This is a genomic window from Cytobacillus sp. IB215316, assembly GCF_033963865.1.
GTDB classification, from domain to species: domain Bacteria; phylum Bacillota; class Bacilli; order Bacillales; family SM2101; genus Nanhaiella; species Nanhaiella sioensis.
Genome location: NZ_JAXBMC010000011.1, coordinates 129,226 through 143,781, shown reverse-complemented (window position 1 = coordinate 143,781; position 14,556 = coordinate 129,226). Strand labels below are relative to the sequence as shown.

At 35.7% G+C, this 14,556-nt stretch carries 10 protein-coding genes; 6 read left to right on the top strand and 4 right to left on the bottom strand.

The window, feature by feature from the left end; genetic code table 11:
* Both SLH48_RS16590 and SLH48_RS16585 read left to right on the top strand, forming a co-directional pair.
* Positions 1-1,351: S-layer homology domain-containing protein (locus SLH48_RS16590; RefSeq protein ID WP_320259055.1), on the top strand; the 1,351-nt coding region annotated here is incomplete at its 5' end.
* Between the two features lie 280 nt (positions 1,352-1,631).
* On the top strand, positions 1,632-5,309 hold the full coding sequence (locus SLH48_RS16585; protein WP_320259054.1) for a chitobiase/beta-hexosaminidase C-terminal domain-containing protein: 3,678 nt from the start codon (positions 1,632-1,634) through the stop codon (positions 5,307-5,309).
* Positions 5,310-5,379: 70 nt separating this feature from the next.
* Here SLH48_RS16585 and SLH48_RS16580 read toward each other — a convergent pair whose 3' ends face one another.
* The gene (locus tag SLH48_RS16580) at positions 5,380-6,648 is read right to left on the bottom strand and encodes an MFS transporter (RefSeq protein WP_320259053.1); all 1,269 of its coding nucleotides are present in this window, start codon (positions 6,646-6,648) and stop codon (positions 5,380-5,382) included.
* A gap of 238 nt (positions 6,649-6,886) precedes the next feature.
* On the opposite strand from SLH48_RS16580, the gene SLH48_RS16575 reads away from it, so the two are divergent.
* Positions 6,887-7,729 carry an SDR family oxidoreductase gene (locus tag SLH48_RS16575; protein ID WP_320259052.1) on the top strand — a complete coding sequence of 281 codons (843 nt, stop codon included), beginning with the start codon at positions 6,887-6,889 and terminating at the stop codon, positions 7,727-7,729.
* Between the two features lie 880 nt (positions 7,730-8,609).
* Here the strand turns inward: SLH48_RS16575 and SLH48_RS16570 are convergent.
* Entirely contained in the window at positions 8,610-9,614 is a 1,005-nt protein-coding gene (locus tag SLH48_RS16570; protein ID WP_320259051.1) for an LLM class flavin-dependent oxidoreductase, read from the bottom strand.
* Between the two features lie 564 nt (positions 9,615-10,178).
* Here SLH48_RS16570 and SLH48_RS16565 point away from each other — a divergent pair.
* Complete coding sequence (locus tag SLH48_RS16565) at positions 10,179-10,490, top strand: winged helix-turn-helix transcriptional regulator (protein WP_250886482.1); 312 nt, start codon at positions 10,179-10,181, stop codon at positions 10,488-10,490.
* Positions 10,491-10,688: 198 nt separating this feature from the next.
* Here SLH48_RS16565 and SLH48_RS16560 read toward each other — a convergent pair whose 3' ends face one another.
* Positions 10,689-11,306, bottom strand: coding sequence for a TetR/AcrR family transcriptional regulator (locus SLH48_RS16560; RefSeq protein ID WP_320259050.1), 618 nt, complete (start codon positions 11,304-11,306; stop codon positions 10,689-10,691).
* A 168-nt stretch (positions 11,307-11,474) separates the two neighbouring features.
* Between SLH48_RS16560 and SLH48_RS16555 the strand changes: the two genes are divergently transcribed.
* Together SLH48_RS16555 and SLH48_RS16550 are read left to right on the top strand one after the other, a co-directional pair.
* Positions 11,475-12,452 (top strand): NAD(P)-dependent alcohol dehydrogenase, encoded by a 978-nt coding sequence (locus SLH48_RS16555; RefSeq protein WP_320259049.1) that lies wholly within the window; start codon positions 11,475-11,477, stop codon positions 12,450-12,452.
* Between the two features lie 264 nt (positions 12,453-12,716).
* The gene (locus SLH48_RS16550; protein ID WP_320259048.1) at positions 12,717-13,133 is read left to right on the top strand and encodes a DUF6326 family protein; all 417 of its coding nucleotides are present in this window, start codon (positions 12,717-12,719) and stop codon (positions 13,131-13,133) included.
* Between the two features lie 217 nt (positions 13,134-13,350).
* Here the strand turns inward: SLH48_RS16550 and SLH48_RS16545 are convergent, their stop codons facing one another.
* The gene (locus SLH48_RS16545; RefSeq protein ID WP_214480551.1) at positions 13,351-14,550 is read right to left on the bottom strand and encodes an ornithine--oxo-acid transaminase; all 1,200 of its coding nucleotides are present in this window, start codon (positions 14,548-14,550) and stop codon (positions 13,351-13,353) included.
* Positions 14,551-14,556: the final 6 nt, after the last annotated feature.

The following is a 14,556-nucleotide window of genomic DNA, read 5'->3' as shown; positions in this document are numbered from 1 at the left end:
AGACTTTACAGAAGCATCAGGTGCAGCGAGTGACCATGATCCTTTGTTAGTGCAAATTGATCTGATAGAAGTGACTGGTGGTAATATCAATCGTGGACGAGATAACTCACCAAAACCGAAACCAGAAGATGAAGAACCAGCCGTTGAATTTGAAGTGATAAAAGAAACGAATGAGTCTGGAGAAACTGAAATTATCACAAAAGTGACAAAAGATCAGGTAGCAAGTATCTTAACTGAATTATCTGATGAAAATGATACAATTATCATTCCTTTAGAAGATGTATCTGAAGGAGAAATAGCTTCAGCTGAGTTACCATTTGATTTGTTTAAGGAAGCTGCTAAGAAAAATAACGAAGCAATAGTAGAAATTTCGAATAAAGACGGTGTATATAAATTACCAATTTCAGAGATTAATATTAGTGAACTTGCGAAAGATCTAGGGGTCGATGGTGAAGAGGTAAATATAGTAGTTTCTATAAATGCTGTTCATTCTGAGAGTATAGAGGATATTATATTGAAAAATAACCTAAATCCAGTTTCCGACATTATAGACTTTTCAGTAAAAGCAATTGCTGGTGAAAAATCAATAGATATAGATTATTTCACACAGTACGTTACTCGAGAAATGATTAGTAATAACCAGCTCAATAAGGATGAGGTTGTTGCAGTTCGCATAAACGATGATGGGACGTTTTCTCCAGTTCCAACACTTATTGAAGGGGAAAAAGCTGTTATCAAATCATTAACGAATTCAAAATATATGCTTGTGGAAAGCGATCAATCTTTTAGTGATGTAAACGGAATAAATTGGGCTGAAGATTATATTGAAAAATTGGCTTCGAAATATATTATTAAAGGTAAGGAAGATGGTACGTATGCACCGAAAGAAGATATAAGTAGGGCACAATTTACTGTCTTGCTAGTACGTGCTTTAGGCTTATCTTCTGAGGAATACGATTCACGCTTTATTGATGTCGATGGTGATGAATGGTTTAATGCAAAAGGAGAGCTAATGGCTGCAGTGAAAGCAGGCATAATTAAGGGTAAAGAAGATGGCCGATTTGCACCTTACGAAAAATTAACTCGTGAACAAGCAAGTGTTATGATTCAGCGTGCAATGAAATTTGTCGGTTATGATGAAAATGAATTAGATGATACGAATAAAATATCTGATTTTAAAGACGTTGATAATATAGGAAGTTGGGCAATAGACAGTGTAGAAATAGTTTATCAAGCTGGTATCGTAACGGGAAATGAAACGGGTACTCTCGATCCTTCTGGTTACACGAAGCGTGATCAAATGGCAAAGATATTACTAGAATTTCTATTATTTGTAGATTTGATTAATTAATAGCCTATGATATTATAGTTCATCTCAAGTAGTTTGTTGATAATGTTAGAGCCTCAGATCACTTATAAAAGTGACCTGAGGCTCTTTATAGTACAGTCGAAAAAATTGGAAATAGTATTCCAACATTTACATGAGAGAACACTATTATATAACTATGTAAATCTTGTTATAATGAAATAGGAGCAAACGTAAGAAGTCATACATCAGACTTCTTAACCTTTAATATTGCTTCTGGATGTAAACGCATTCAAAAGAACATAGTTGAGAGAGGAGAATGTATGTGTCTAAGGTTACTAGAAAACGAACTAGCTTCGTATTGGTGGCTTTATTAGTGTTCAACTTGTTAAACGCTGGAGTTGTAAGTCAAGCGTTTGCTGCAGAAACTTTTGTAGAGACTTTTGACAACTCTAATGCAACAGGAAGTTATGGAACAAACTCTTTTGTTGGAAACGATGGGGTGACTTGGTCATATGTTGCTTCACGAGATGAAGGTGATTATCCGATTGATGATAAGGGGTTAATGTTACGTCGTTCAAGCGACAATAGTAGTATACTTTCTAGCCCTATTTCGGATGGCATTAGTTCTTTTTCAGTAGATCTAAAGAAAGGCTTCACTGGAAGCGGAGACCGACAAGTAGAGTTATTTATAAATGGTGAATCAATAGGATTGTCTGAAGCTTTTGATGATACTGATGTTCATACCTTTTCAGTAGAAGAACTAAATATTGCTGGTGAGGTTGAAATTCAGTTAGTAAATGTTTCTGGCAAACAAGTAGTCATTGATAATATTACTTGGACAAGCTTTGATGGGGAAGTGACACAAGCTTCAAAAGTAAAAGCTTCTGTTAACGCTGGAGAAGTAGAAGCTGGCACAGAAGTAACCTTGTCAACATCAACTGATGGTGCAGACATTTATTTTACAACCGATGGCACATTGCCAACGGAAGAAAGCACATTATATGATACACCAATCACTATTATTGATAATGTAACGATCCAAGCGATTGCAGTAAAAGAAGGACTGGACGCAAGTGATGTAGTTTCATTCTCATACACTTTAAAAGCGCCACTTGAAGTGCAATCAATCGCAGATACACGCTCACTTGAAGTAGGTAGTGAAGCGAAAATTGAAGGAATTGTTACTGCATCTTTCGTGACAGGTGGACAAACAAATCTTTTCGTACAAGATGATTCAGCTGGAATCGTCGTTCGTGGTGATATTGCAGCGAATATTGGTGACCGTATTTCAGCAGAAGGTACAATGAATCAATATTATGATATGGCTCAAATAGAAGTAGATGCTATTGACGTAATCGTCAATAATGAAGGTGTACCAGCACCAAAAATCATATCGTCAGCTGATTTAACTAGCACTACAGGTGAAGCTGTTGAAGCTGAATTAGTAAAAGTTGAAAATATAACAATTACAGAAGTAGATAGTAATGGAAACTTCACTGGTGTAGATGTAAACGGTGAGTTCAAACTACGCCCACAAGATCGTAGTCTACTAGAAGTAGGTAAAACGTATGATTATATCACTGGAGTAATTGATTATAATTTTAGTGAATATAAGCTTACACCACGATCTGCAATAGATGTGGTTGAAGATATCTTCTCGGTATTTGCAAACCCAGCATCTGGTACAATTGAAATCGGATCAACAGTTGAATTAACAACTTTAGTAGAAGGTGGAGTCATCTACTACACAGTAGACGGCACAGATCCATCAACTGCAAGTGAAGTATATAGTGAGGCTATAGAAGTTACAGAAGATGTAACAATTAAAGCGGTCGTTGTTAAAGACGGAGAAACAAGTGATGTTGCTGTGTTCGATTACCAAGCAATTTTACCGCTTGATTCCCTTAATATTCATGATATTCAAGGTGTAGGACATGTTTCATTATATGACGGGGAAATTGTTAAAAATGTAAAAGGTATCGTAACACACTTAGATGGCTCAAATGCTTTCTTCATGGAGTCAGTAGAAGCTGATGACGACATTCGTACATCAGAAGGAATTTACGTTTACTTCAATAATTCTGGTGTGAAAGTCGGCGACCTTGTATCTGTTACAGGTGAAGTTGAAGAGTTTAAACCGCGTGGTTACGATGACGCAAAAGATTTATTAACGACAGAAATTAAAGGATCTACAGTAACAGTTGAAGCATCTAATCAACCATTACCAGCACCTGTTGTGATCGGAGATGACCGTATCCAACCGACGAAGGTAGTTGATAATGATGGCTTTGCTGCATTTGATCCTGAAGAAGATGGTATTGATTTCTACGAAAGCTTAGAAGGAATGCGTATCGTTTTAGATGGTGCGACAGTTGTCGGGCATCCTAAATACGAAGAAGTTCCAGTAGTAGTAGATAATGCAGTTAATTCATATCGCACTGAAGCTGGTGGTGTAATCATTTCACCAGAAGACTTCAATCCAGAGCGTTTGTTAGTGAAGCTTGGCAAAGATATGGATCTTAAAACAGGTGATCAATTTGCTGGCCCAATAACTGGTGTTCTAAGCTATGATTACAGTAACTTTAAGCTAGTGTTAACTGAAGATTTACCAGAAGTCATTGACGGTGGATTAGAAAGAGAAATTACGAACATTGAAATAGCAGAAGATAAATTAACGGTAGCTTCATACAATGTCGAAAACTTCTCTGCTGAAACTGATCAAGAGAAAATTGACAAAATTGCTCATTCAATTATTGAAAACTTAAAAACTCCTGACATTGTTGGATTAATAGAAGTACAAGATAATGATGGGCCAACTGATAGCGGTACAACTGACGCTAGTTTAACGTATGAAGCGTTAATTGCAGCAATTGAAGCAGCAGGTGGGCCGACTTATCAGTACACAGATATCGCACCAGCAGACAAGATGGATGGTGGACAACCTGGTGGTAACATCCGTGTGGGATATATTTATAACCCAGAGCGCGTAAGTCTAGTTGATAAACCAGCTGGTGATGCAACAACTGCTGTAGGCTACGATGAGAATGGCTTAACAATGAACCCTGGACGCATCGACCCTACAAATGATGCATTTAGTAATTCTCGTAAATCACTTGCTGCTGAATTTGAATTCAATGGTGAAAGAGTAGTAGTCATCGCAAATCACCTGAATTCAAAACGTGGTGATGGTGCAATGTATGGAAGTGAACAGCCTGTTGTTTTAGGTAGTGAACCGAGCCGTGTTGAAAAAGCACAAGTATTAAACAACTTTATTGAAGGTGCATTAGCAGTGAATCCAGATGCAAACTTTGTAGTACTTGGAGACATGAACGATTTTGAATTCTCAGCTCCATTACGTACGCTAGAAGGTGACGTATTAACAAACATGATTGAAAAGTTACCTAAGGAAGAACGCTACACATATATTTATGAAGGTAACTCACAAGTGTTAGACCACATTTTAGTATCAAACAATGTAGCAGCTAATACTGAAGTAGACATTGTTAACATTAATACAGACTTTACAGAAGCGTCAGGTGCAGCGAGTGACCATGACCCTGTATTAGTTCAAATAGGTTTTTCTGAAGACACTGTTGTACAACTTGACCGTTTAGTAGCTGATTTTAAAGCTGATAATTTACCTGCTGGCGAGCTAGCATCTGTAATAGCTGATTTAGTCATAACAGACCAAATGGATGAAGCTGAAGTGAAAGCCACACTTTTAGATGTAATGTTAGCTGATGTAACCGACAAAAAGGAAGTACGCCAAATAGAAAGATCTGCTAAACATATTGAACGTGATTTAGCTAAGATGAAGAAAGAAGTTAATAAGCACGGTATGTCAAAGTTCTCAAAATATGTAGATAAAGTAGAGAAAGAATTAGAGAAAATGTTAAAGAAAAGTTCGACAGTAGATAGCCACAATTTCGAAAGGTTTATGGAAAGATTCCCTATTGTACCAAGGGTTTATAAATTTTTTAACTACGTTTTTAATTTATAAATTCAAGAATCTTAATTTGTATCTTTATGAGGATGACCTAGGTCATCCTCTTTTTTCAATGACTTAGCAATTATACAACCGTTGAGGATGTTCGGTCCTTCCTCTTTTCGTAACTTTTAAGGATTCCTAATCTCGCGAATGCTATTCCGATAAAAGCAAATAATATGTATAAAAAGCTCATTCCAATTCCACCGATTTGTTGTCCAACAATGATACCGAGTGCCCCGAACATTTTGCCAATTTGAAAAATAAATCCATTAAATGCCATATAAGCACCTCGACGAGTATCATCTACAATGTCTGCTAGAATCGATTGTCTAGTTGGAACAAACAATAGTTCACCGATGGACAATATAATAATTGCAATAAACAACAATAAGACATCATTTGAAAAGGCGAGAATCGCGTATCCTGCACCAAATAGTAGGCACCCGGTATACATTATGGGCTGTTCTGCTTTATTTTTTATTAATTTTGAAACAAATGAAGTAAACAATACGATGATTAACGTATTCCCCACGAATAATAAACTTAAGAGCTTTACTCCATCTAAAGAAAACTGTATATTTCCAAATAGAGACACAACTGTTGGAATAATTTCCCCTTCTAATCTTACTGCTATAAAATTGTTTCTTTGGTGCTCTAGTGATAATATTGCTATCCCACCAATGGTAAATAAGACAAATGGTATATCTTTTATCACAGTTTGATAGCTTAGCAGTAGTGGTTTTATTCCGTACGGTTTCAACGCTTCTACTGGTTTTTTTGAAGTATATGTTTCTTTAATAAGAGTAATTGTCATCGTTAAAGTGATGATAGAGATGATAAATAAGATTATTAGTAGCTCGAAAAAATGAGTTATAAAAAGCCAACCTCCAACCAGTAATCCGAGCATTATTGATAAATTGACAGCCCAGTAGTTGATCGAATACATTAAAGTACGAGTTTCTTTCGTACTTACATCGATCAGCATCGCTTCAGCTGCTGGATTTATAAGACCTGAAGCCACACCCATAATAATGACCATTAAAAATGTAGCCCAGGGTGATGTGAAAATGGGGGAATTTACTGTGATCATACCTAGAAAAGCGAATACTTTCAAACATTCACCAATGACCATCATTTTTTTTCTACCAATTGTATCAGCAAAATAGCCTCCATATAAACTAGAGAAAAATTGAATAACGACTTGAGTTAATATAAAGAATCCTGCATAAGTAGCGTTTAACTCTCTCGTATAATAGATTGCCATAAATGGGAAAATCATTGAAGCGATCACGCGACTCAAAAACGACGTATATATTCTAATACGAATATTGGGATGTAACTCTTTCAACATGAGATTTTCCTCCTTCCCAATAATTATCCTTTGTTCGACAAGTGATAAAAAGGGTATATTGTAATATATACAGAAAATAAATTCTGGTAGTGATTATATGAAAAATTACCCATATATTAATCATGTCATATTTTCTATATTAAAAAAACAATAATTTACAAAGTGAAAATTTTGGATAAAAAAGTAATCTAACATATGATTGTTATATATTTATCATACAAAGAAAGGTTGGAAAGTGATGATTAACAAGACAGCTATCGTTACTGGATCTTCAAGCGGGTTTGGTTATGTAACGGTTATCGAGCTAGCAAAGGCCGGTTTTCATGTAGTCGCAACTATGAGGGACCTTACAAAATCAGCACAACTTGAACAGGAATTAAATAGTCACAACTTACTCGAACAAGTAGATATAGAATATGTTGATGTAACGAGTCAGGAATCTATTAATAAGTTAGTAGAAAAATGCTCAAAGTATAACAGTGTAGATTTACTCCTCAATAATGCAGGTTTTGCAGTGGGAGGCTTTGCTGAGGAAGTTACGATTGATGAGTACCGTAAGCAATTTGAAACGAATGTATTTGGCTTGATGGCAATGACTCAGGCAATTCTACCTATAATGAGGAAACAGAGAAGCGGTCGGATTATTAATATGAGTAGTGTTTCAGGTTTGATAGGATTTCCTTCTATATCTGCTTACGTATCTTCAAAGTTTGCAGTTGAAGGCTATAGTGAATCGCTACGCATAGAATGTAAGCCATTCGGAATTGATATTGTGTTGATTGAACCAGGTTCATACGCCACAAATGTGTGGAAGGAGGGAAGATCCAATTCTACAGGGATAGGGAATGAGGACTCTCCTTATGCAACACATTTAGCAAAAATTGAAGAAAGGCTAGCAAAGGAAGAAAAAAACTTGGGGAATCCATTAGATGTGGCAAAGTTGGTTGTATCTGTGGCAAATAAACACAATCCAAAGCTTCGTTATAAAATTGGTAAAGGTATAAAAATGAACGTGTTCATGAAGCATTTATTACCATGGAACATATGGGAAAAGATTATTTTACGGCTATTATATAAGTAGAATGATAGTAATCTACTAGTAAGTTTGTCGCTAAGATTATAAGAATGATTGTTAAAAGGGTTAAGGGTCAGATCCCCCAAAATCGTAAAAGAGACTATCAGCTCTTTGCGAAATAATAGATTTGGTAAGTCTGACCCTATTGGCTAATTTTTTATTTTATAAAGAATGTATCTTCAACGTAGTTATTATTAATCCTTACTTATTTGTTTTTTTCTTCGCCATTTCCGCATTAAGTCATAAAAATGCCAAAGGGATAGGTCCTTTAGGAAATCTGAATTGTGCATACAAGTTCACCTCTTAATTTGAAATATGTTTTTAGTACACGTCGATCATGGCTATTTTTTGCTTTTACGAAAAATGAGCCTTGTTAATAAAACCGAAATATTATTAGCCTACTTAATCGAATGATGTGCTTTTTCATCTTAATCATCACCTTCCTAGATAAAATAAAAAAAAGACCGTTATGGTCTTATTAATTTATATAAAAACTTAGTTTGGGAGTACCTCAAAATTATTCTTAAAGAGAGGCACAACAAAAAAGTATTTAACACTATTATAGAAAAATATGGTTATCGTGAATATAAAGCACCATATTTTTTCTAGCATCATAAAAAAACCATAGAGAGGCTCTCTATGGTTTTACATGCATAATAAATAAATATGTTCTATTAAAGAATAGCATCCAATAGAGGCCGGTTATTACATATTAAGTTCGTTGAGTTAATTGTTTCGTTTATCATGTGTAGACCTCCTTAGTATTTCTATCATTATCCAGTATATAATATATTTGGAAGGTAGTAAATAGCTATATTGCAAATATTTATTAATAGTATATTTATTCTTTCATTAAAGACAATAGTCAATGTTGTATCATTATAAGTTAATTTGTTATTCCAAAAGCATCAGCGATGAGTTCATAGGAGCGTACTCGAGCATCAAAGTCATGCGTAATCGTTACAATCATTATTTCATCTGCATTATAAGATTCTTTTAATGATTCTAGTTGTTCTTTTACTTGGATTGGGTTACCTACGATCATTCTCTTACGATTTTCTTTCATTCTCATGTAATCCATCTCAGTATAATGATATTCTTGCGCTTGTAGAATACTAGGAACCCCACGTTTACTCTCGCCCTTTTCTAACAATAGTGCTGCTAAATCAATACTTTTGTTTATTTTTTCTGCTTCTTCATTCGTTTCAGCACAAGTGACAAAGACAGCAACACTCGTATGAGGCTGTTGATTCACAGGAGACGGTTTAAAGTTCTCTTGATAATGACGAACGACACCTTGCCCACCATTACCATTAATAAAATGAGCGAATGTATATGAAGCGCCTAACTCGGCTGCCAATTTAGCACTGCCACCACTAGAACCTAACATCCAAAGTTCAGGTGCTGTTGAAATTTCAGGGGTTGCTATTAACCCAGGGTGTAGCTTATTTTCTTCAACTTCGTGTAAATAACCGACTAATTCCTGGATTTGGTTTGGATATTGATGGAACTTCTTCGTATCTCCTCCTGTTAAGGCCATTGTTGAAAGTGAATGACCACCTGGAGCTCTACCTACTCCTAAATCTATACGGTTCGGATAAAGCGCTTCGAGCATGCGGAAATTTTCAGCTACCTTATATGAGCTATAATGTGGAAGCATGACCCCACCTGAACCTACACGAATTTTTGATGTTTTTGCAGCTATATGTGATATAAGCACTTCTGGTGTGGAACTTACAAGATTAGTAGAACTATGGTGCTCAGCAACCCAATAACGATGATAGCCTAACTTTTCTGTTATTTGAGCAAGCTTCACTGTTTGATTGATCGCCTCGACAGGTGTCACACCTTCAGGTACGGGTGATTGATCTAACACACTTAATCGGACCATTTATCTCATTTCCTTTCATAATAGAATATTATAGTAACTTTATATTATTTACTTACTTAATGTAACTAACTGTTTCTTTATGATATAATGAAATAACGCATCTGTCAAAATATATAAGTCCTTCTAGTAACTTTCGTGTTATGATGACAAATTTTTAAAATAGTATCATGAGTATTGGCATACATGCTTATTTTAGTGTTGTACAAAAAGAGACAATATATGTGAATGCAAAGCTTATTTCAAAAGGCTCTTTCGGTAACCTTTACTGCTATTGTTACTTATAAGGTTGTCATCGTTTTCAGAAGAAAGCCGTCATGTACTCTAGTTATGTACGAGGCAAGTCCTTAGTGCTAAAAACAACAATCAAGGTGAAAAACAGACTTTCAAAAACATTGTTGCAGTATTCACAAAATCATATTAAATTACGGGCTTACGCGAGTGTCAGCCTTAAATAGATAAAAAGATGAGGAAACACATAGTTGCAAACGTACTTATTTCTTCGCAAGAAAAAATAATCAAGATGAAAAAAGTTACTTATATAAGCACTTTTTGGGGGTGAATTGTTTGGAAAAATCAAAGTCATGTGCGAACTTCCAACACACATGTGATTTATTAGGAAAGAGGTGGACTCTTTTAATTATTCGTTCGTTATTGTCAGGCTCGAAGCGCTTTAAAGAGATGACAGATGACATTGATAACATTAGTCACCGTGTATTAGGAGAGCGCTTAAAAAATTTAGAGCAAGATAATTATGTCGTTAGGCATGTCTATCCTGAAACTCCAGTACGGATTGAATATGAGTTGACCGAAAAAGGTAAAGACTTAGCTGAAACGATTACAGCGTTGGAAAGATGGGCAGAGAAATGGACACATTAAATGGATAGTAAAAATGGCAAGAGGCTGGGATATAAGTTCAAATCTAACTGATTTTTATACAATACTCAAAAATATAACCGCATGAAATCAAGGTTTATAAATTTGATTTCGTGCGGTTTCTTCATTTTAATTGGGTTTTGTCCTAGCCTCTTTTGCGTTAATGGTTTCATTTGATTTTATGAAAGGTTGACTGTGGAACTAGCATGAAGCTTTGCTTCCAAATCTGCTTAAAAAAGTTTTTATTATTTCATCTTTTAAAGGCTTAAACTGTTCATTACTCTGACAAGGCTGGAAAAGTGCAGGCCATGTTAAAGCTCCTTCGACCATGGCATGAAAAATTTGTGCAGCCATGTATGGGTCAGGTACTTTCATTCGTCCATCTGCATCTGCGGATGTTAACCATGCTACGAGATTATCGTGAGGGGGACCATATTTAGATTTTGTTTCCTTAAGTAGCTGATAATCTTGCATAAATACAGTAGTAAGGACTTTACACAATGCTAGTCGATTAGGGTCATTAACTAGAAAAAGTTCTGCATCAGCAAAGAGCTCAAGTTGTTCTTCAATCGTTTTATCAGGAGAATAGCTTATATTTTTTAATAATTCTTGTTCAGATAAAAACCTTTTGAACACTGCTTGGAATAGATCATCTTTATTTGAAAAATGATTATAAACTGTACGTTTTGAAACTCCTGCATGATTGGAAATACGATCCATAGATGCCTTTTCGTATCCTTCTACTACAAAGGCTTTAATAGCCCCGTCCATAATAGCTTGACGTTTTTTTGATGTTTCCACAACTTTTTTGCTATCCATCGCTTCATACTCACTTTCTAAAAAATTTTACATAAACTACACCGTGTAGTGCAAAATAGGTATTGACTAAATGTAAACTACACCGTATAGTATACACTAAAGATGTATAAAATTCAATAATAACCAAAATTTGTTATGCCTTAATAAATAACATGAAGGAGGAAACTGATGAAAGCTATTGTTTTTACTAAATACGGGTCAGCTGATGTTCTTCAATACAAAGAAGTAGTAAAGCCGATTCCTAAGGAAGAAGAAGTTCTTGTAAAAGTGTATGCAGCTGCTGCTAATCCACTTGATTGGCGTTTTATGAGAGCGAAGCCATTTTTAGCTCGTATAGAAAATGGCCTCTTTAAACCTAAAAACATGCGGCTTGGTGCAGATATTGCTGGAAAAATTGTTGAGGTTGGTAGCAATGTAACACATTTTAAGATAGGTGATGAAGTATTTGGGGAGAAGTTTGAAACAGGCTTGGGAGGTTTTGCAGAATATGTATCAGTCCCTGAAGGTGCATTGGCTATGAAGCCTGCTAACATATCTTTTGTAGAAGCAGCTGCTGTTCCAATTGCTGCCCTTACTGCATTGCAAGGCTTGCGCAATGAAGGGAAAATTCAACCAGGGCAGAAAGTGTTGGTTAATGGTGCATCAGGAGGCTTGGGGACATTTGCAGTACAGATATCGAAAGCAATCGGAGCAGAGGTAACTGGCGTGTGTAGCTCAAAAAATGCGGATTTGGTACGTTCTATTGGTGCAGATAGTGTGATTGATTACATGAATGAAGATTTTACGAATAATGGAATTGGATATGATCTTATTTTTGATGCTGTAGGAAATCGTTCTGTTTCAGATTTAGAGAGAGCGTTAAGAACGAATGGGACTTGTGCTATAGCAGGATTTACAAATATTGCTCGTTTAATTGAAATTAACGTCAATGGAAGACGGGTTTCTCGAACTGGCAGGAAGACAATCGGAATGATGAAAACGGTTCATACGAACAAAGAAGATTTGCTTTATTTGAAGGAGCTACTTGAATCTAAGAAAGTCGTACCAGTCATTGATAAATGTTTTCCGTTAAATGAAGCAGCTGAAGCGCTTAAGTATCTTGAGACTGGGCGTGCTAGAGGAAAAGTGATTATAACTGTAGTTTAACTACACTAGCTAGGTGAGGTGATTTAATTATCGTTCTACAAATAATAGTTTTGTATTGATGTATAAAACAGCAAAGCTCTTTTCGTAAACTTGGTTCACAAAAAAATTGAGGCAATTAAATATGCTTTATATAATTTTTTAGTCTTTTTTATCAGAAAGGAAGTTACGATCGTTAGTTAATTCATGTTTAGCTCTAAGTATGAAAAGCATCAATAAATGCAATAACAGCATGTAGAATTAGATCGTTAAGAAAGGAGAATGAGAGTGCTTACAGAGAAAAAAGTAATTGATCTTGATAGAAAAACAACACTTTCAGCATTGTGGATATTTGTATTGTTAAATGTCATTTTTCGGGATATACATGAATTATTTAGACCTGGGCTTCTACAGGAAATGATGATGGGAAATGTGAATGGAACGATAATTACCGAAGAGCTTTTATTGGTATTTGGAATACTGTTAGAGATTCCTATTGCTATGGTAATTCTCTCTCGAATTTTACAGCACCGAATTAACCGCTTAATAAACATTATTGCTAGTTTCATTACAATGATTATGCTAATTATCTTTGGTGGTATAAATGATCTAGATGATATATTCTTTTTAATTATGGAAATAATAGCGTTAATCGCAATCATATGGTGTGCATGGCGTTGGCCTAGCCCTAGCCCTTCAAAGTAACCTGCATTATTTTACCTTCTAACAATATCACCACACTACGATCCTTTTACTATCATTATGAATTCATCCTACTCGTATTAATCAATCTATGTTGCAAATAATTAAAACGTAAAAAATGCTCCAACGCTTGTTTAAGGTCATCAAGACGCTGGAGCATTTTGTAATTGCACTTATTTAGTCATTCGTCACTATCTTGTTGTAGTGATAGACCAAGACGTTACATTCCTAATACTTTTTGGATACGTTCAATCGCCCAGTCAAGCTCATCTTGTTTAATAACAAGTGGTGGAGCGAATCTGATAACATTTTCATGTGTTTCTTTACATAGCAAACCTTCTGCTTTAAGTGTTTCACAATATTTACGTGCTGGTTCATGTAACTCTACGCCGATAAATAACCCTCTGCCACGTATTTCTTTTATCATTGGATTATTAATTTCTTTTAGCTTATCTGTGAAGTAATTTCCAAGCTCTAATGATCTTTCTGCAAGCTTTTCATCCTCTAATACTTCTAAAGATGCAAGTGATACCGCACACGCAAGTGGGTTGCCACCAAATGTTGATCCGTGAGAACCAGGGTTAAATACATTAAGAATGTCTTTATTTGCAACTACACAAGAGATTGGGAACACACCACCACCTAGTGCTTTTCCGAGAATCCACATATCTGGTTCTACGTTTTCCCATTCAGTAGCAAACATTTTTCCTGTACGTGCTAAGCCTGCTTGAATTTCATCAGCAATAAATAATACATTCTGTTCTTTACATAGGTCATATGCTTCTTTTAAGAATCCATCTGGAGGAAAAACGATACCAGCTTCGCCTTGAATTGGTTCGAGTAGAAAGCCTGCAGTATTTGGAGTAATCGCTGCTTTCAATGCATCTAAGTCGCCATATGGTATTAGCTTAATACCTGGAAGCATTGGACCGAAGCCACGTTTATATTCAGCTTCAGAAGATAGTGAAACGGCTGTCATTGTTCGCCCGTGAAAGTTTCCTTCACAAGCAATAATTTCAGCTTGATCTTGTGCAATACCTTTAACGTCATAACCCCAACGACGTACGGCTTTAATTGCTGTTTCAACTGCTTCGGCACCTGTATTCATAGGTAAAGCCATTTCTTTACCTGTCAATTCACAAATTTTTTCATACCAAGGGCCTAGTTGATCGTTATGAAAAGCGCGTGAGGTTAATGTTACTTGATCAGCTTGATCTTTCAATGCTTGAATTATTTTTGGATGACGGTGCCCTTGGTTAACTGCAGAATAGGCACTTAACATATCCATATATTTATTACCTTCTGGATCTTCAACCCAAACACCTTCTGCTTTTGAAATAACGATAGGTAGTGGATGGTAGTTGTGAGCTCCGTACTTCTCAGTTTGTTCAATGATGCGATTTGAAGTTGTATTGTTCATCAAATT